Origin of the sequence: Buttiauxella sp. 3AFRM03, assembly GCF_003675305.1 — a bacterium.
GTDB classification, from domain to species: domain Bacteria; phylum Pseudomonadota; class Gammaproteobacteria; order Enterobacterales; family Enterobacteriaceae; genus Buttiauxella; species Buttiauxella ferragutiae.
In genome coordinates this window covers 4,415,516-4,434,894 of the sequence record NZ_CP033076.1, presented here as the reverse complement: position 1 = coordinate 4,434,894, position 19,379 = coordinate 4,415,516, and the positions used below count along the sequence as shown (strand labels likewise).

Below are 19,379 nucleotides of genomic sequence, written 5' to 3'. Positions count from 1 at the left end.
CTTAGGGATAAATAAATTGTTGGAAAGGGATTTCAGCGCCGTTATCAATTGCGACGGTGCTTTTCATGGCCCCGAATTTCATCGGCGTCAGACTTAACCACAATGTTTGCTTAACACCAGGTGCCATCGGTTGATATTCCAGAATCATCTCGCCATTCAGGCTGTACATTTTATCCGGCTGCGGCTGCAGCGTATCAATGCGAAAGCCCTCCATAAAATCACCGCCCAGCACAATACGGTTACGTTTCCCAGGCGGGGTAACCGAGGTGATTTTCATGTCCATGTCGCTCATCAGGCGATTGAATTTTTCGTAATCAACAGTGAGGGAATGGTCGTCGTTCGAACGGGTGGCCTCACTGAGATAGCCGCGTGAAAATAGCCCCGCCAGAGCGGCCGCAACAATCAGCAGCAACAGCACAAAACCGACACGCCGCAGCTGAAATTCAAAGTTCAGCCAGAACGGTTTTTCGGCCACGGGTGAAGATTGTTTGGCGGGCGTTGTTTTCATTTATTGATCCGGCCAATGCAGAGTAAGTGGCTGTTTTGAAGTCTAGTCAACAGCGGCAACACTAGCCAGCCTGGATTATTTACGCAGCGGTACATCCTTCATCAGCAATGACAGGATGAACGCAAACACCACCACTGCCGCAGAAATCAGGTACACCGAATGCAATGCCGAGCCAAAGGCTTGCAGATAATCATTTTGCAGCGCCGCCGGAAGTTCATGCACCGCCTTTGCACCCAGTTGACGGGGCAATTGAGTATCAGGTGGGAGCAATTCGCTCAGTTTGTTTTGCAGCACATTAGTGAAAATTGCGCCGAAGGCCGCCACGCCAATCGAGCCACCAATCTGGCGGAACAGCGTGGTGCTGGAGGTCGCAACACCAATCATTTTTTGCTCCACGCTATTTTGCACCGCCAGCACCAACACCTGCATCACCATGCCCAGACCAAAGCCCAACAACGCGATGTAGAGATAGAGAGTGTGAATAGGTGAGTCGATTTTAAGCGTGCCGAGCAATAACATGGCGATAAACGTCAGCAAGGTACCAACGATCGGGAAGATGCGATAGCGCCCTATTTTGCTGATGATGCGGCCACTGATAATTGAGGTCAGCATCAGCCCACCCATCAGCGGCAGTAACTGAATCCCGGCTTCGGTCGGCGTGGACGATTTCACCACCTGCAAGTAAAGCGGCAAGAAAGTCATCGAACCAAACAGCGACATGCCGATAATAAAACCAATCAGGCAACTCAATAAGAAAGTGCGGTCACGGAACAGGCCGAGGGGAATGATCGGCTCAAATGCCCGCCGCTCCTCATAAATAAAACCGCCGAGCGTCACCACAAAAAAGGCAAAAATGCACCACAGTTGCGGGTCAGACCACGCCATTACGGTGCCGCCCTGGCTGGTGAACAGGATTAAACAGGTCAGCGAGGCGGCGAGATAACCCGCGCCAAGAAAATCGATTTGGTGGCGAATACGCGCGGTTTGCGGTTTGAGCACCGCGCCAATCACCAGCAGCGCGAAGACACCGAGCGGCAGGTTGATGTAGAAAATCCAGCGCCAGGAGAAATGCTCAACCAGGAACCCGCCAATCAGCGGGCCAATTACGGTGGCAAGGCCAAACACCCCGCCAAACAAGCCCTGATATTTGCCGCGATCCGCAGGCGGGATAACATCGCCCACCGCCGCCATAGTGACCACCATCAGCCCGCCGCCACCCAACCCTTGCAAGGCTCGCATCAGAATTAACTGCGTCATATTTTGCGCCAGCCCGCATAACGCGGAGCCAAGCAAGAAAATCACGATAGCCGTTTGCAGCACGATCTTGCGCCCCAGCAGATCGCCAAATTTACCGTATAGCGGCACCACAATAGTGGAAGAAAGCAGATAAGCGGTGACCACCCAGGAGAGTTTTTCCAGCCCACCCAGCTCACTGACAATGGTCGGCAAGGCGGTGGAAACGATGGTCTGATCCAGTGCGGCGAGCAGCATGACCAGCATCAGCGCACAGAACAATAAACGAATTGAAGTTGCCTGCTGATGCGTTTCTGCCTGAGGTGTTTCGGTGACTGTCATGTTACCTGTCAGCTTGGGATTAATTAATTTGGTAATTAATGTAGGGTGAATAGTTTCACCCGGTCAATGGATGGCGCACGAAACGCCCCTAAAAACGGCTGTGATAAATCCGAAATCACACCATTGCCCGCCTTGTAGTATCGGGTCACTGGAGATTCACCGGCCATTTAGCAATTTGTGATCTGGAAATAAATACATTTTCCGCATCAATGATTAAGCTTTTTCCTAATTTACCCATACCAAAAATAATGGATTATGCCAGCGCCAGAAACGGCGTTTCCGCTGCGGCGGCTTCTTCTTAATTTTGGGTTAAACAGCAATGAAAAAAATAATGTTGATGATGGTTGTAGGTATGGCTGGAACATTGGTTGGCTGTAGTACTCCGGCGCAGCGCCAGGCAGAATGCCAGGCTCAGGGAGTCAGCAAAGATGCCTGTTATATGGCCGAGCAAAACAGACAAAACGTAGCCTTAAAGCAGGCGATGGAAAATGCCCACGACGCGGTGAAATAACCCAACGGCTTCGTCATTAATCCAGGCTCGCAAGGGCCTGTTCCTGCTTTCCCCTTCCAAAATACATCCCACATAATTCATTGAATTATGGCGACTTTGTCACAGTCGATTCGCACGAAATGTAAAGTTTAAAAAATGATGCTTTTCTCAGTTTGCTGGCTCTTGTATTCACTCTGAAAGGGAGAGTACATTAGCGCCGGCGAATCGATTCATTAGCCAAAAAAATACAATATGCAGCGGCCATATGGTGAAGTTAATCCCAAAAGTCATGAATGGCGGTTTCATCTTTCTATACTGAATTTTTTAGCAAAATTGCGCGGCAGCACGCGCGGAGCAATGTAACGTGAAATATTTCATGATGGGCTTGTCGTTTATTTTGTTGGTTTGGGTCGGTACGTTTGTGATGATGGTTGAATGATGAAAAACAGGAGCCATTGGCTCCTGTTTTTCATCATTCAACCATTAAACGTTAACCCAATACCCCATCGGCACGGAACATCGCTTTGATGCCACGTACCGCCTGGCGAATACGGTCACGGTTTTCAATCAGCGCAAAGCGCACATGCGTGTCACCGTAATCCCCAAAACCCACGCCTGGCGAAACGCAGACTTTCGCATCCTGAAGCAGTTTTTTGGCAAATTCCAGCGACCCCATTTGTGCATAGTGCTCAGGGATTTTCGCCCACACATACATCGACGCTTTCGGGCATTCCACCATCCAGCCCGCTTCGTGCAAGCCTTTCACTAACACATCACGCCGGCGCTTGTACTGCTCGGCGATATCGCGCACACATTGTTGATCACCTTCTAGTGCCGCAATGGCCGCGACTTGTAGCGGCGTAAATGTGCCGTAGTCGTGGTAACTTTTGATTCTCGCCAGTGCGTTCACCAGCTCTTTATTGCCCACCATAAACCCGATGCGCCATCCCGCCATGTTGTAGCTTTTTGACAGGGTAAAGAATTCAACTGCGACATCGCGAGCGCCAGGGACTTCCATAATTGACGGGGCTTTCCAGCCGTCATAAACGATATCGGCGTAGGCCAAATCATGCACCACCAGCACGTCGTAACGTTTTGCCAGTGCCACCACACGTTCGAAAAATTCCAGTTCTACGCACTGCGCGGTTGGGTTCGATGGGAAGCCGAGGATCATCATTTTCGGTTTCGGGTAGCTTTCGCGAATCGCACGTTCCAGCTCGGCAAAGAAATCGACGCCTTCCACCAGCGGCACCGAGCGCACTTGCGCTCCGGCAATGACCGCGCCGTAAATATGAATCGGGTAACTTGGGTTCGGCACCAGCACCGTGTCGCCGTGGTCGAGGGTTGCCAGCATCAGGTGCGCCAGGCCTTCCTTCGAGCCAATGGTGACAATGGCTTCGCTTTCCGGATCAATCTCGACGTCGTAACGATCTTTATACCAGCGCGAAATAGCGCGGCGTAAACGCGGAATACCTCGGGAGGTGGAGTAACCGTGGGTATCTTCACGCTGCGCAACGGTGCAGAGTTTTTCAACGATGTGCGGCGGAGTTGGGCCATCAGGGTTGCCCATGCTGAAATCGATTATATCTTCGCCACGGCGACGCGCCGCCATTTTCAGCTCAGCGGTGATATTAAATACATACGGCGGGAGGCGATCGATACGCGAAAAACGACGTTTTGGACTGGAGTCAGCCATAAATTCCTCAGATTAACGTTAGCGCCCGGACCGTCCGAGCGACGCTGCCACGCGATGTGGCTTGTTTAGAAAATAGCCTGAATAAAAATCATCTGTCGAGAGGGAAAGAGAAATATTTTTATTCCACCAAAAAGAGGATGCTTCATTCGAAGCCTATCCCTATTTTATTTGATACAAGTGGATTACATTAACCATGTCGCAACAATCCAATAACCTTCTTTAAGAGACGTGGAGTATCACCATGACCCTACAGATTGATGACTTACCGCGTGCAATCCGTGAGATAAAACAAAAACTTCGCCACGAACTGCCAAATTACCAAACCGCTTTTGAGCAACTCGAAGGCGATATGAAGCGCCAGATCGACGAGATCCGCGCAGAGCTGGCGCGCGGGGAAAACCCAGTGCCAAAAATTAATGCTGACGATATCGTGAATCATCGCGTTAGCGAGCAGCAAAAAGCACTTATTCGCCAGCGGGGTTGTTGCACCGTGAAAGGGGTATTCCCGCAATCTCAGGCGCAAGCCTGGAATGAGGAAGTCGGGAATTATCTGGAGCGCAATAACTTTGTCGAGAAACTGAAGAACGCTGCAGAAGATAACTATTTTGGCACACTTGCCGCCAGTAAGCCGCAAATTTACGGCATCTACTGGTCGAAGCCGCAGGTTGAAGCGCGCCAACATGCCCGCATGAAAGCGGTGCAGGTGTTTCTGAATAATTTATGGGAAACCGAAAGCAACGGTAAGCAGCATTTCGACCCGGACCGTGTGGTGAGCTATGCCGACCGTACCCGCCGCCGCCCGCCGCGTTCCAACTCTTTGGGCCTGTCTCCACATGTGGATGGCGGTTCAGTTGAACGCTGGCTGGATGAGAATTTCCGCCATGTTTATCGCCATGTGTTTTCTGGTGAATGGCAGAAATACAGCCCGTTTGCTGCTGAAGGGCGTACCGAAGTGCGTGAATTCCCATCGCCAGCGGTGTGTTCGATGTTCCGTACTTTCCAGGGCTGGACGGCGCTTAGCCCGCAGCGTAAACATGGCGGCACACTAACCTTGCTGCCGGTAGCGAATGCGATGGCCTACATTTTACTGCGCGCTTTGCAGGATGATGTGCCGGAAGAATCGCTGTGCGAAGCGAAGCCTGGCCGCGCACTTTCTATTAACGAGCAGTGGCATCCCCTTTTATTAACAGGGATTTCCTCAATTCCGGATATGGAAGCGGGCGATACGGTTTTCTGGCACTGCGATGTGATCCATGCTGTTGAAAATGAACATCTTGGTGAATTTGATAGCAACGTGATGTATATCGCCGCCGCACCATGGTGTGAGAAGAACGCCGCTTACCTTGAGCGCCAGTGGTCATCCTTTGTTGAAGGTAAATCACCACCTGATTTTGCCGCCGATGATTTCGAGGTTGATTTCACCGGACGTGCGATGCCAGCGGATATGACAGCCGCCGGGCGCGAGCAGTTAGGTGGGAAGTAATCCCCTCTCCCCAGGGGGGTGTCTCTTAGTCACAACTCGCCCTGGCAATTTTGTCAGGGTCAGATCTGCAAGCCTCGCTGATTTTCCGTTCACCCGTGCGTTCAGTTATCTCTTTAATTCACGAAAACGGTGAACGTATCAAGGGGTTAACGCCAACCCCTTGATAATCCAGGCGCCCGGCAAATCAATCGCCGCTAAAGCGGTAAACACCGTTTTTCACCCAACATTCGGGGTCGTTCGCGATTCGTTCCCGACGATCGCTCTCTCACGTGGCTCCCGGCCACGTGACCCCGACTGAAGGGCGAAAAACGGTGCGACTGAAGCCGGGAACAAAGTCAAAACCGCTCTGGTTTTTGACTTTGTCCTTGAATTTCGGGTCCGGCTTAAATCGCCTCCATTTTGACTCCAGGTGGCAGGGTCCAGCCGCCGGGAGCGGCTGGAGGGCGCGATCGTCTGGAACGAATCGCAACCGACCCTGACACGGAGGCAAAATGGAGGTATACCGCTTGCGGCGATTTATTTGCCGGGAGTCAGGGTTCTTAGGGTGACGACGGTGGTCACCCTAAGACGTTCACCGGTTCCGGGTCGACATAAACCCTCTGTCGCCTGGTGAACGGAACCTTCTCCGGCTCGGCAGGAACCGCCTTTCAAAGATGTGACTAAGAGACAGCCCCAGGGAGAGGGAACTGAACGGTTTTCTTTCCCCTTCTCCTGGGGAAGAAGCCGGGATGAGGGCAACCATGTCCCAAAAATCCACGTTTCTGGTAACCACTCAGTAATTTCCTTATCATTGCCCTTCCATTCCTGGTCACGCGAGTTACCCGTGCACGAAATTTTTAATATGCTGCTGGCGGTGTTTGACCGAGCGGCGCTGATGCTTATTTGCCTGTTCTTTTTAATCCGCATCCGCCTGTTCCGCGAGTTGTTGCATAAGAACGCCCACACGCCGAAAGAGTTACTGGCCGTCACCGCTATTTTCTCGATGTTTGCCCTGTTCAGCACCTGGTCCGGCGTGCATGTTGAAGGTTCGCTGGTTAACGTGCGGATTATCGCCGTGATGGCGGGCGGGATCTTATTTGGGCCGTGGGTCGGCATTATTACCGGTATTATCGCCGGGCTTCATCGTTATCTGATTGATATCGGCGGGATTACCGCCGTTCCTTGCCTGATAACCAGTATTGTCGCCGGTTGTATTGCCGGTTGGATAAACCGCAAAATACCGAAAGCTCAGCATTGGCGGGTGGGGATTATTGCCGGGATGTTGTGCGAAACCATGACCATGGTTTTAGTGGTGCTGTGGGCGCCGTCTGTTTCACTGGGCATCGATATTGTGTCGAAAATCGGTATTCCGATGATTGTCGGCACCGTTTCCATCGGCTTTATTGTGTTGCTGGTGCAAAGTGTTGAAGGTGAGAAAGAGGCCAGCGCCGCGCGTCAGGCCAAGCTGGCGCTGGATATTGCCAATAAAACGCTGCCGTTGTTCCGCAAGGTGAACAGCGAATCACTGCGCCAGGTTTGTAATATTATCCGCGAGGATATTAACGCCGACGCGGTAGCCATTACCGATAAAGAGAAAGTGTTAGCCTACGTGGGTTTTGGGGAAAGCAATTATAAACAGAATGATAACGGGATTAGCCCCCGCACCCAACTGGCGCTGCGCGAAGGAAAAATCATTATCCGTAACGATGATGAGGCTTATCGCACCCCGGAAATTCACTCGCTGATTATTATTCCGTTATGGGAAAAAGGTGTCGTCACCGGCACGCTGAAAATCTATTACCGCCATGCTCATCAAATTACCTCTACTTTGCAGGAGATGGCAGTCGGGCTTTCGCAGATTATTTCCACCCAACTGGAAGTTTCCCGTGCCGAGCAGTTGCGCGAAATGGCAAATAAAGCCGAACTACGCGCGCTGCAAAGCAAAATTAACCCTCATTTTCTGTTCAATGCCCTGAACGCGATATCCTCGTCTATTCGCATGAATCCCGATACCGCACGCCAGTTGATTTATAACTTGTCGCGCTATTTGCGCTACAACATTGAATTAAAAGACGATGAACAGATCGATATTAAAAAAGAGCTGTATCAAATAAAGGATTACATCGCCATTGAGCAGGCACGTTTTGGCGACAAGCTGACGGTGATTTATCACATTGATGAAGAGGTGAATTGCCTGATCCCCAGCCTGCTGATCCAACCGCTGGTTGAGAATGCGATTGTCCACGGGATACAGCCATGTAAAGGCAAAGGCGTGGTGACCATCAGCGTTGAGGAGAGCGGTAATCGCGTGCGAATTGCGGTGCGCGACACCGGTAACGGTATTGATCCGCTGGTGATTGAACGCGTGGAGGCCAACGAAATGCCGGGCAATAAAATCGGCCTGTTGAATGTGCATCACCGCGTAAAATTACTCTACGGTGAAGGCCTGCATATTCGTCGCCTTGAGCCAGGCACTGAGATTGCATTTTATGTGCCTCACGCCGCCAGTACCGTTCCACCTTTATTGCCGCAACAAGGAGGTAATCTATGAAAGTCCTCATCGTAGAAGATGAAGTCCTGGCTCAGCAGGAGCTTAACTGGCTTATCAAAGAGCACAGCCAGATGGAAGTGGTGGGCACCTTTGATGACGGCATGGATGTGCTGCGTTATCTGCAACATCATGAAGTTGATGCTATTTTTCTCGACATCAACATCCCCTCTTTAGATGGCGTGTTGCTGGCGCAAAACATCAGTAAGTTTGCTCATAAGCCGTTTATTGTGTTTATCACCGCCTGGAAAGAACATGCAGTGGAGGCGTTTGAGCTGGAGGCTTTCGACTACATTCTCAAGCCGTATCAAGAGTCGCGCATTATTGGGATGCTGCAAAAGCTGGAAGCCGCTTTCCAGCAACAAAACGCCCCTGCCGCTGCTAACACCCCGGGGCGTGAAGCGTTGACGGTTAATTTGGTGAAAGATGAGCGGATTATCGTTACCGATGTTAACGATATTTATTACGCCGAAGCGCACGAGAAAATGACCTTTGTGTATACGCGACGTGAAGCGTATGTCATGTCGATGAACATCACTGAGTTTTGCCATCGCCTACCGGAAAGCCATTTCTTCCGTTGCCATCGTTCATATTGCGTTAACCTGAGTAAAATCCGTGAGATAGAACCGTGGTTTAACAATACCTATATTTTGCGTTTGCAGGATTTGGAATTTCAGGTGCCGGTGAGTCGTAGCAAAGTGAAAGAGTTTCGCCAGTTGATGCGTTTGTAAAACGGGCGCAAGAATTTGCGCCCGATGGGATTACAGAACCTGCCCCAGCGTTTGGCGCAAATGCGCGCCAGCGCCCAGCAATCCTGGTTGATCGTGAACAATCAAATACACCGGAATGTTGTGCACGTATTCTTTGAAACGCCCTTTGTCTTCAAAACCGCCACGGAAACCGGAAGCTTTAAAGAATTCGAGGAAACGTGGCACGATACCGCCCGCAATGTACACGCCGCCAAACGTCCCAAGGTTTAACGCAAGGTTACCGCCAAAGCGCCCGAGGATGACGCAGAACAGCGACAAGGCACGACGGCAGTCGGTGCACGTGTCTTCAACAGCCTTTTCGGTAATGTCTTTCGGTTTATAGTTTTCTGGTTCACGCCCGTCTGATTTAACAATCGCGCGATACAAATTCACTAAACCGGGGCCGGAAAGCACACGTTCTGCAGAAACGTGGCCGATTTCGGTACGCAGTTCTTCGAGGATAATCCCCTCTTCTTCGCTGTTTGGCGCAAAATCGACGTGACCGCCTTCACCCGGCAGGCTCACCCAGCGTTTATCGACGTGAACAAGATGTGCGACGCCAAGCCCGGTGCCAGCACCATAAACCGCAATCGGTTTGCCTTCGACTGGCTCATCGCCACCAAACTTGATCAGGTGCTCTTTTTTGAGAGCCGGAATAGCCATGGAAACGGCGGTAAAGTCGTTGATAATCTCCAGATGTTCAAAGCCGAGGTTCTTTTTCATCTCGGCGGTAGAGAATGCCCAGGTATGGTTGGTCATTGCCACCCAATCGCCAGTAATCGGGCATGCAATGGCGATACAACCGTCAGTCACGGCGACATTGTGCTCTTTGAGATAATGCGCCACCACCGCTTCCAGGCTTGGGAAATCGAGGCCCGAATAGGTTTTTGCCTGGGTGATGTCACCATTTTCAACGTTGCACAGTGCCAGACGCGCATTGGTGCCGCCTACATCTCCCACCAAAGCATATTTTGTCATTCTTTCACTGCTCCGCTAAAGTCAAAATAAGATCTGGCATCACTGTAAAATTAGCTAGCCTAAACAACAACGACCAGATGAGAAGTGCCTTGGGATTATCGATCTTCGTCACAGATTAGCTTGAGCGTTTCAGCCGGTATTGCACAGTGGCTTAAAACTAATCAGGCAGAGGGTTTGCCGCGACGATTTGCGCTGAATAAATTTAGAGTAAGGAAAATTTATGCTCCATCCGCGAGCCAGAACCATGCTGGTTCTTTCTGTCCCAGCGTTAATCATTGGGGTTTGTTCCAGTCTGGTATTGATTGTAGTGATGAAAGTCGCTGCGGTTTTGCAAAAATACCTGTGGGTTACCCTGCCCGCCAATTTCGACCTCAATATGAACTCCCCGATGTGGATTCTTTTGATGCTGACCGTCACCGGCATCGCGGTTGGGTTGGTGGTGCGCTATATGCCAGGCCACGCGGGGCCCGATCCGGCAACAGAGCCGTTGATTGGCTCGCCGGTACCGGTGATGGTGCTACCAGGTCTGATTATTGCGCTGCTGCTGGGGCTTGCCGGTGGGGTTAGCCTCGGGCCGGAACACCCTATTATGTCGGTGAATATTGCGTTGGCGGTGGCGATTGGTGCGCGTTTATTGCCTAAAGTCGCCGCGCTCGACTGGACTATTCTCGCCGCAGCAGGAACCATCGGTGCGCTATTTGGTACGCCAGTTGCGGCGGCGTTAGTGTTTTCGCAAACGCTGAACAGCAGCAACGATGTACCGTTGTGGGACCGGCTTTTCGCCCCGCTGATGGCCGCCGCTGCCGGAGCCATGACCACCGATTTGTTCTTCCAGCCTGATTTCTCGATACCGGTGCTGCAATATACGGAATTGCGCGTGGTGGATATCTTCAGTGGAGCCGTGGTAGCGACTATCGCGATTGCATTGGGGATGGTCGCCGTCTGGTGTTTGCCGCGTGCGCATCGCATGATTCACCAGCTCAAGCACCCGGTGTTTATTCTTGGCACCGGCGGTTTTCTGTTAGGGGTATTAGGGCTGATTGGCGGCGAAGTCACACTGTTCAAGGGGCTGGATGAAATGCGCCAGCTGACCGCCGGGAGTTTTTCCGTGGCCACCCTGTTCATGTTTGTGGTGGTAAAACTGGCCGCGCTGGTGGTTGCCTCAGCCTGCGGATTCCGTGGCGGACGGATTTTCCCGGTGGTGTTTGTCGGGGTTGCGCTGGGGATGATGCTCCATCAGCATGTCGAAGCGGTTCCGGCAGCAATTACCCTGTCATGTGCCGTCCTTGGCCTGGTGTTGGTGGTCACGCGTGACGGCTGGCTTAGCCTGTTTATGGCAATGGCAATTGTGCCAGATATCAAGTTGCTGCCGCTGCTGTGCATCGTGATGTTACCCGCCTGGCTGCTGCTGGCGGGTAAACCGGTGATGATGGCCGAGAAACCGAAAGTGTAGCTCTGCGTTACCTGCTTTGTCGGATGACGCTATCGCTTATCAGACCTACGAAGAGGCCAGTCATCAGTCTCTTGCGGCATTGCGTTTTGCCAGCGATGTTGTGATGGCATGCAACAATTCGGGTATATCCTGTTTCGGCAGGACGACTTCCACAAGCGTAAGTCGTTCTGCTTTTGCCACCTTCTGCATCACGTCTTCTAACTGCACCGGTTCTGTTACTCGCCAGCATTGCGCCGGATTGTGAACATTCATCGCTTGCGGGATTTGCGTCCAGTTCCATGGCGCAATGTCGTTATAGCGCTGCTCCGCGCCATGTATCGCCCGCTCAACCGTGTAACCATCATTATTAAGCAAGAAGATCACTGGCCGCTGCTGGTCACGCAGCATCGACCCCATTTCCTGAATAGTCAGTTGTGCCGAACCGTCCCCTACCAGCAATATCACTCGCCGATTTGGGCAGGCAGTTTGTGCGCCAAATGCCGCCGGGAGGGTAAAACCAATCGAGCCCCAGAGCGGCTGAGCGATAAAGGTCACACCTGCAGGCAAGGTCAGCGTCGCGGCACCAAAAGCGGCGGTTCCCTGGTCGGCCAGCACGATGTCCCCCGCTTGCAGGAAGTTTTGCATTAATTGCCAGAAGGCGTGCTGGTCCAGCGTTCCGTTGGTGGTGGAGGGTAACGCAGGCGGCTTTTGTTGTGGCACCGGCCAACCGGAAACCTGGTGTTTACACAGCTGATGCAGCACCTCAACGGCTTGCGCCATCGCAATGCCACTGAACCAACGGTCACCAATGCGTGTGGCGTGTGGCTGAATGTCGATAGTTTGTTGTTCGGTGAGGTGTTGCGTGAACCCGGCGGTGAGCGTGTCGGTGAATTTGACGCCGGCGCAGATGACCAGCTCAGCGCGTTCAATAGCGTGCTTCACTTTTTCATCGCTGGCCGAGGCGCTGTAGGTTCCGACAAACCCTTGCTGGCCTTCATCAAATAACCCTTTGCCCATCAGCATGGTGGCATGAGGCATCGGGGTGTCGTCCATCCATTGCTGCAGCGCTTTTTGTTGCCCAAAGCGCAGCGCCAGGAAATCAGCCAATAACGCCACGCTTCGGCTTTCTGCGAGGCGTTCCTGGGCACAGGCGCGGAATTCGGCCAGCAATGCCGGATCGCAACCTGATTGCACAGCGAACAGAGGTTGAGTCGGGCGAATGGCTGGAGCCTGGGAGACATCGCTGGGGAGCAGCAAATAACCCGGACGGCGTTGCGTGAGGGCTTGTTGTAAAACACGGTCAATTTCGTAACAGGCGTTTTCCGGTGTGAGCGAAGCCTGAGCCACCGTCACCTCCTGCGCCATTCTGGCAAAATGGCAAAAATCGCCGTCACCTAATGTGTGGTGCAGCAATTCGCCGCGCCGTTGTGCCCCAAGGCAGGGCGCGCCCACCACATGGATAACCGGTAAGTATTCGGCGTAACTTCCGGCGATGCCGTTTATTGCGCTTAATTCACCCACGCCAAAGGTGGTGAGTAACGCGGCGGCACCATTACAACGCGCATAACCGTCAGCGGCGTAAGCGGCGTTCAGTTCGTTGGCACATCCAACCCAGGCTAGAGTCGGGTTTTCAATCACGCTATCCAAAAACTGTAGGTTGTAGTCACCTGGGACACCAAATAAATGGTTGATCCCGGCTTCGGTGAATCGGTCGAGAATATAGTCCGCTACACGGTAAGTCATGACGCATTCCTTCTCAGAGGGCTTACAGTGAGTATTGGGCATATGTGATCGCTGTCGAGAATCCACACGAATAAGGCTATGGAAAGAAGGATTTACACTTAACTGCGGTGTAGTCTGATAGCCAGAAACCTTGTGAAAACGTATACACTAAATTGGGTATTTTTACTGACGAAGGAACCAACATGGTCTATCAGGCAAATTCTGCACGTTATGAATCAATGGAATATCGTCGTTGTGGACGCAGCGGTTTAAAACTCCCGGCGATTTCGCTGGGCCTGTGGCACAACTTTGGCGACACCACGCTTCTGGCTAACAGCCGCCAGTTATTACACCGTGCTTTTGATTGCGGTATTACCCATCTGGACTTGGCGAATAACTACGGGCCGCCTCCAGGTTCGGCAGAAGAAAACTTTGGCCGCATCCTGCGTGAAGATTTCCTTCCATATCGTGACGAACTGATTATTTCGTCAAAAGCGGGATACACCATGTGGGATGGGCCTTACGGTGACTGGGGTTCTCGTAAGTATCTGATTTCAAGCCTTGATCAGAGCCTGAAGCGCATGGGGCTTGAGTATGTCGATATCTTCTATCATCACCGTCCGGACCCGGAAACCCCGCTTGAAGAGACGATGCGCGCGCTGGATAGCATCGTGCGCCAGGGCAAAGCGCTGTATGTCGGCATTTCAAACTATCCGGCAGAACTGGCTGCTCAAGCCATTGATATTCTGAACGATCTGGGTACACCATGCCTGATCCACCAGCCTCGTTATTCGATGTTTGAGCGTTGGGTTGAAGGCGGTTTGCTGGATGTGCTGCAAGAGAAAGGCGTCGGCAGTATCGCGTTTTCGCCTCTCGCAGGCGGCCAGTTGACCGATCGTTATTTGGACGGCATCCCTGCCGATTCCCGCGCAGCCAGTGACAGCAAGTTCCTTAATGCTGAGCAACTCACCGAGGTAAAACTGGAAAAAGTGCGTAAATTGAATGCGATAGCACAACGTCGTGGGCAGAAGCTTTCGCAGATGGCGCTGGCGTGGGTACTGCGTGGTGACGCAGTGACATCGGTTCTGATTGGTGCAAGTAAGACCAGCCAAATTGATGATGCGGTGGGGATGTTAGCAAATCGTCATTTCAGCGCCGCAGAGCTTGCCGAGATCGAAGAAATTTTAGTGTAACCGTTAACATTGAATGGTCAATTGTTAAACTAAATTAGCAAAAAGTGCTCTACCCTGCGAATTAGGAGTTGTGGCGATGAAACACTTAGTTACCACAACTTACTATACGGATAACAAGCCGCCCTGGCGGTTACCGTGTATGAGGAGAGAGTATGTTCAGGTCACTGATTCTTGCGATTGCATTACTGGCATCTGTACCGATGATGGCGAATGCGGGCGAAATCACCCTGCTGCCGTCGGTGAAGCTTCAAATTGGCGATCAGGATTATCGCGGTAATTACTGGGATGGTGGCGGCTGGAGGGACCGCGATTACTGGCATCGTAACTATGAATGGCGCGATCGCGGTTGGCACCGTCATGACAATGGTTACCATCGTGGCTGGTATAAAGACCGTGGCCGTAGCAGCTTTGAGAAGGGCTACCGCGCGGGCTGGAATGACCGGGATGACCATCGCGGCCCAGGACGTGGTGGCCGTGGACATGGTCACGGCGGCGGTCATCGCCACTAATACTTAACGGTGGGGGGATTATCACCCCCACCGTTTTCACTCTTACAGCCCCAACACCGTCCCAATCAGCAGCCACAAATTCAACGCAACCACTATCGCCACAATCACCCACCCCGTTGTTTTCACGACGCGTGTATTGACTAAATCGCCCATCAGTTTGTCATTGCTGGTAAAAATCAGCAGTGGAACCAGTGCCAGGGCAATCCCGAAACTGAGTAATACCTGGCTCATCACCAGGATGCGAGTGGGATCAAGCCCCATCAGAATCACAATGAATGACGGTGCCATGGTCACGGAGCGGCGAACCCATAGCGGGATATAAAAACGCACGAAGCCCTGCATCACCACTTGCCCGGCTAACGTCCCCACCACAGTAGACGACAAGCCCGCAGCAACTAAGCTTAAACCAAAGATGGTAGCCGCCGAGTGACTGAGCAACGGTTGCAGTGTGAGATAAGCTTCGTCGAGGTCAGCAACACCGGTATGGCCCGTGAAGTGAAATGCCGCGGCGGCGGTGGCCATCATCGCCAGGTTAACAAATCCGGCGATGGTCATTGCTATCGCCACATCCCATTTGGTCGCTGAATAGCGTTCAGCCCGATTGCCACCATGTAAATGTTGGGTGAGCGACGAGTGCAGATAGATAACGTGCGGCATGATGGTGGCGCCAAGCACACCCGCCGCCAGAAATACCGCTTCGCTGTTTGGCAGGCTCGGGATCAACATACCCTTGCCCAGATCCACCAGTTTAGGCTGTGAGAAAATGAGTTCGACAATGTAAGCGGCTGCGACAAATAGCAATAACCCGCCAATCACTTTTTCGAGTGGTTTTTGGCCGCGCCGTTGCAGCATCAAGATTAAGAACGTGGCAATACCTGTCAGCACCGCGCCCTGCAATAAAGAAACACCGAGGATTAATTTAAAACCAATCGCCGCACCAATGAATTCGGCGAGATCTGTCGCCATGGCAATAATTTCGGCTTGTACCCAGTAAAGCCAGACGACCGGGCGCGGATAATGGTCGCGAATCTGTTCGGCAAGATTTTTACCGGTCGCGATGCCGAGTTTTGCAGACAAGATTTGGATGAGCATCGCCATCAGGTTGGCCCAGACCACCACCCACAGCAATTTATAGCCAAAGCTGGCCCCCGCCTGGATGTTGGTGGCAAAGTTACCAGGGTCGATATAACCAATGGCAGCAATAAAAGCCGGCCCCATCAACGCCAGGCGTAATCTGCGCGCTGTGCGAGTACCACTATTTTCAACGCGAGTATTAGTCATCATCTGCCTCTGAGATATAGCCTTTGCTATGTTTCAAGCTAGCAAAAGTGAGAATGATTATCAAATTCATTTAAGGGACAAAAACTGATTTCTTCTATAGTTTGAAACAATGAGGGATTTTTAGGCGCCGATTAACGAACCACAATGAAGACAACAACTATTATGAAGATATGTGCATTGACGCAACTTTTACCTTCTTTACTTAACATAGCAGAAATGTATGGTTGATCACTAATTTTGAGATTGGTCACATGTCATTACTATAGTGTGCGATTGCTCTCGTTTTCTTATTGCTTGTTACATAGAATGTGCAACGAAATTAAACCTGCCTCATAATATTTGGAGCAAATATGTCCCGCGTTCTGCATTTTGTTTTAGCGCTTGCCGTGGTTGCGTTGCTTGCTTTGTTGCTCAGCAGCAATCGTAAGCAGATCCGTATTCGCTTTATCGTTCAATTGTTAGTGATCGAACTCATTCTCGCCTGGTTCTTCCTGAACTCAGAAGTGGGCCTGGGCTTCGTGAGAGGCTTCTCAGAAATGTTTGAGAAACTCCTGTCGTTCGCTAATGAAGGGACAAACTTTGTATTCGGTAAGATGAATGACGAAGGACTCGCCTTCTTCTTCCTGAAAGTACTTTGCCCAATCGTCTTTATCTCTGCGCTGATTGGTATTTTGCAACACATTCGCGTGCTGCCAATTGTTATCCGCTTTATCGGTACCCTTCTGTCTAAAGTGAATGGTATGGGTAAACTGGAATCCTTTAACGCCGTAAGCTCACTGATTTTGGGACAGTCAGAGAACTTTATCGCCTATAAGGATATTCTCGGTAAGATGTCCCGCAACCGCATGTACACTATGTCCGCTACGGCCATGTCTACTGTGTCCATGTCGATTGTCGGCGCTTATATGACGATGCTCGAACCTAAATATGTGGTCGCAGCGCTGGTATTGAACATGTTCAGTACCTTCATCGTGTTATCTCTTATCAACCCATACCGTGTTGAAGAGAGCGAAGAAAACCTGCAGATGTCTAATCTGCACGAAGGTCAAAGTTTCTTCGAAATGCTCGGTGAATATATCCTGGCAGGTTTTAAAGTTGCGATTATCGTTGCCGCAATGCTGATTGGCTTTATCGCTTTGATCTCTGCATTGAACGCACTGTTTGCAGCTATCTTCGGTATCTCCTTCCAGGGCATTCTGGGTTACATCTTCTATCCAATAGCCTGGGTGATGGGTGTTCCTTCACATGAAGCCCTGCAGGTTGGCAGTATCATGGCAACCAAACTGGTATCGAACGAATTCGTTGCGATGCTGGATCTACAAAAACTGGCGGGTACGCTCTCCCCACGTGCGGAAGGTATCCTGTCTGTGTTCCTGGTGTCGTTTGCTAACTTCTCTTCTATCGGGATTATCGCTGGTGCGATTAAAGGCCTGAACGAAGAACAAGGTAATGTGGTTTCTCGCTTCGGCTTGAAATTGGTTTATGGCGCAACGCTTGTGAGCATTCTGTCTGCTTCTATTGCAGGCCTGTTCTTGTAATCCTGACGCTACAAACAAAAACCGAGGCTTACGCCTCGGTTTTTTTATGCCTGAAATTTATCTTCACCCAACCAACACACCTGATTTCTTCCGCGTGCTTTGGCCCTGTACATACGCATATCCGCAAGGGATTGGATCTGCTCAAGCATGTATTCAGGATGCTCGCGATACGACGCGACACCCAGCGATGCGGTGACAGGTAACTGCGAGCCATCTTCAAGAATCAACGCCGATGACTCAAGCTCCCATTTGATACGTGTCGCCACCATGATCCCGGTTTTAAGGTCAGAGTTTGGCAGGTAAATACAAAACTCCTCACCGCCTATACGCCCCAAAATATCCTGTTTACGTATGGCACGCTGGATACGCCCAGTGGCGTGGATCAACACATTGTCACCGACCTGGTGTCCATACATATCATTGACTTTTTTAAAGTGATCGAGATCCAACAGAACGAGGGTGTAATCGACATAATTAGGGCTGACTTGCGATGTTTTCTCGAAGAAACCACGCCGGTTAAGTACTCCGGTCAAATCATCGTGAAGCGCATGATGCTGCATTTCACGTTGTAAATTGCCCATATTGCCCACCAGGCGGCAAATAATGCGATGTGCTCCTAAAAGAGAAAGCACAAAAATCAAAAACATCGTGACGAGAAGTAGACTGAATCGCCCAAAATCTTCGTGCAGCCCCTGGCTCAGGGTTTGGGTGCTCACCAGAACCGAGTGTGTCCCTCTCAGTTTACCAAAAGTGATAAATACCGACCCGGAACGGAAAGTGCCGCGCGGTTTATCAATCAACATCTTGAGAATGGTTTTCTTCTGCTCCACGTTCAGCTGTACGTTGTTTTCCGCACCCACCGCTTTTGTCAGCGGTTTTAACTGCTCATCATATAATCGGTAGGCACTTTGCGTCCCTTCAGGTAATGAAGAGGCAAGAAATTTCTGTACTGACTGATTATCAAATGCAATGCCCAACAACCCGACCCATTCACCACCAAAATCGACTGGTATCGCCGCGTTAATCACTGTCTCATCGCTGTTAGCGATGTTTTGCCGCGTCCAGAACGGTGCGCGCCGGGGATTCAAAAGCGGTGAAGCCAATACGAAACTACCCTGCTTTTCGTGCGGGTTATAACTATTGATCAGTTGCTCGTTAACTTCTTGCGATAAAGAGGCGATAAATTCACCTTCACGCGAGATATAGTACAAATCGGCAAGCAGTTCATGTTCCCCGGTTGCCAGCGGGAAAAGCCCCTGTATTTTACGCAACCCATTGAGTTGATTACGCACTTCCTGTGATTCTTTGCCCTGAAAAGCTTCATCTTCAGTGACAGTATCAGGCAGGGGTAACTCGCCTATCCATAGTGGCCTTTGAATCGCATTCTCATTGACTTCCCAGGGAGCCACCGGGCTACCAGGAAAAATCGGATCATCCATCGCTTCAATAAAAATTCGTTTTAAATAGCGAAGATTATCAACCTTGTATTGTGCTCTGCTTTCAAGCCGCGCAATCACGCTTTCCAGGTGGCTTAACTGCCCGGTGCGATAACCCTGGCTAAACAACTGCCCTTGCTGCCAGAACAATATGGCGGTCAGGACAAAAACAAAAATAAAGCACAGATGAATAACACGCAGTGTGTTGGCCAACGGTAAACGGAATCTATTCGCTCTGGAAGTGCTCACAATAAAGTCCTGT

General features: G+C 51.1%; 16 protein-coding genes. 9 read left to right on the top strand and 7 right to left on the bottom strand.

All coding sequences use genetic code 11. The features are described 5' to 3' along the window. Window position 1: 1 nt before the first annotated feature. Window positions 2–508 (bottom strand): hypothetical protein, encoded by a 507-nt coding sequence (locus D8682_RS22095; protein WP_064544639.1) that lies wholly within the window; start codon window positions 506–508, stop codon window positions 2–4. A gap of 75 nt (window positions 509–583) precedes the next feature. Then, on the bottom strand, window positions 584–2,083 hold the full coding sequence (locus D8682_RS22090; protein WP_064544637.1) for an MDR family MFS transporter: 1,500 nt from the start codon (window positions 2,081–2,083) through the stop codon (window positions 584–586). Window positions 2,084–2,402: 319 nt separating this feature from the next. Between D8682_RS22090 and D8682_RS22085 the strand changes: the two genes are divergently transcribed. Both D8682_RS22085 and ypdK read left to right on the top strand, forming a co-directional pair. Continuing rightward, entirely contained in the window at window positions 2,403–2,594 is a 192-nt protein-coding gene (locus tag D8682_RS22085; RefSeq protein WP_064544635.1) for a hypothetical protein, read from the top strand. Between the two features lie 343 nt (window positions 2,595–2,937). After that, window positions 2,938–3,012: a membrane protein YpdK gene (ypdK, locus tag D8682_RS27500; protein ID WP_115631778.1), complete on the top strand. Its 75-nt coding sequence runs from the start codon at window positions 2,938–2,940 to the stop codon at window positions 3,010–3,012. A 51-nt stretch (window positions 3,013–3,063) separates the two neighbouring features. Here ypdK and alaC read toward each other — a convergent pair whose 3' ends face one another. Further along, the gene (gene alaC, locus D8682_RS22075) at window positions 3,064–4,269 is read right to left on the bottom strand and encodes an alanine transaminase (protein ID WP_064544633.1); all 1,206 of its coding nucleotides are present in this window, start codon (window positions 4,267–4,269) and stop codon (window positions 3,064–3,066) included. Window positions 4,270–4,510: 241 nt separating this feature from the next. Between alaC and D8682_RS22070 the strand changes: the two genes are divergently transcribed. The 3 genes from D8682_RS22070 to D8682_RS22060 all read left to right on the top strand — a co-directional run bounded on the left by D8682_RS22070 (window position 4,511) and on the right by D8682_RS22060 (window position 9,010). Continuing rightward, window positions 4,511–5,752: a DUF1479 domain-containing protein gene (locus D8682_RS22070; RefSeq protein WP_121815140.1), complete on the top strand. Its 1,242-nt coding sequence runs from the start codon at window positions 4,511–4,513 to the stop codon at window positions 5,750–5,752. Window positions 5,753–6,575: 823 nt separating this feature from the next. Next, entirely contained in the window at window positions 6,576–8,282 is a 1,707-nt protein-coding gene (locus tag D8682_RS22065) for a sensor histidine kinase (RefSeq protein WP_121815139.1), read from the top strand. Next, window positions 8,279–9,010, top strand: a complete 732-nt coding sequence (locus tag D8682_RS22060) for a LytTR family DNA-binding domain-containing protein (RefSeq protein WP_064544627.1) — start codon at window positions 8,279–8,281, stop codon at window positions 9,008–9,010. The genes D8682_RS22065 and D8682_RS22060 overlap by 4 nt, the downstream gene beginning before the upstream one ends. 30 nt (window positions 9,011–9,040) lie before the next feature. Here D8682_RS22060 and glk read toward each other — a convergent pair whose 3' ends face one another. Further along, complete coding sequence (gene glk / locus D8682_RS22055; protein WP_064544626.1) at window positions 9,041–10,006, bottom strand: glucokinase; 966 nt, start codon at window positions 10,004–10,006, stop codon at window positions 9,041–9,043. Between the two features lie 220 nt (window positions 10,007–10,226). On the opposite strand from glk, the gene D8682_RS22050 reads away from it, so the two are divergent. After that, window positions 10,227–11,459 (top strand): ion channel protein, encoded by a 1,233-nt coding sequence (locus D8682_RS22050; RefSeq protein WP_121815138.1) that lies wholly within the window; start codon window positions 10,227–10,229, stop codon window positions 11,457–11,459. Between the two features lie 63 nt (window positions 11,460–11,522). Here D8682_RS22050 and D8682_RS22045 read toward each other — a convergent pair whose 3' ends face one another. Further along, the gene (locus D8682_RS22045; protein WP_121815137.1) at window positions 11,523–13,181 is read right to left on the bottom strand and encodes an alpha-keto acid decarboxylase family protein; all 1,659 of its coding nucleotides are present in this window, start codon (window positions 13,179–13,181) and stop codon (window positions 11,523–11,525) included. A gap of 182 nt (window positions 13,182–13,363) precedes the next feature. Here D8682_RS22045 and mgrA point away from each other — a divergent pair, with 182 nt between their 5' ends. Next, window positions 13,364–14,353, top strand: a complete 990-nt coding sequence (gene mgrA, locus D8682_RS22040) for an L-glyceraldehyde 3-phosphate reductase (RefSeq protein WP_064544620.1) — start codon at window positions 13,364–13,366, stop codon at window positions 14,351–14,353. Window positions 14,354–14,505: 152 nt separating this feature from the next. Further along, window positions 14,506–14,862 (top strand): DUF2502 domain-containing protein, encoded by a 357-nt coding sequence (locus D8682_RS22035; protein ID WP_064544618.1) that lies wholly within the window; start codon window positions 14,506–14,508, stop codon window positions 14,860–14,862. Window positions 14,863–14,904: 42 nt separating this feature from the next. On the opposite strand, the gene D8682_RS22030 is transcribed toward D8682_RS22035, so the two are convergent. Beyond that, window positions 14,905–16,143, bottom strand: coding sequence for an Nramp family divalent metal transporter (locus tag D8682_RS22030; RefSeq protein ID WP_121815136.1), 1,239 nt, complete (start codon window positions 16,141–16,143; stop codon window positions 14,905–14,907). Window positions 16,144–16,493: 350 nt separating this feature from the next. Here D8682_RS22030 and D8682_RS22025 point away from each other — a divergent pair, with 350 nt between their 5' ends. Next, window positions 16,494–17,681, top strand: coding sequence for a NupC/NupG family nucleoside CNT transporter (locus tag D8682_RS22025; RefSeq protein ID WP_064544614.1), 1,188 nt, complete (start codon window positions 16,494–16,496; stop codon window positions 17,679–17,681). 44 nt (window positions 17,682–17,725) lie between these two features. Here the strand turns inward: D8682_RS22025 and D8682_RS22020 are convergent, their stop codons facing one another. Further along, window positions 17,726–19,366: a diguanylate cyclase gene (locus D8682_RS22020; protein WP_121815135.1), complete on the bottom strand. Its 1,641-nt coding sequence runs from the start codon at window positions 19,364–19,366 to the stop codon at window positions 17,726–17,728. Window positions 19,367–19,379 lie beyond the last annotated feature (13 nt).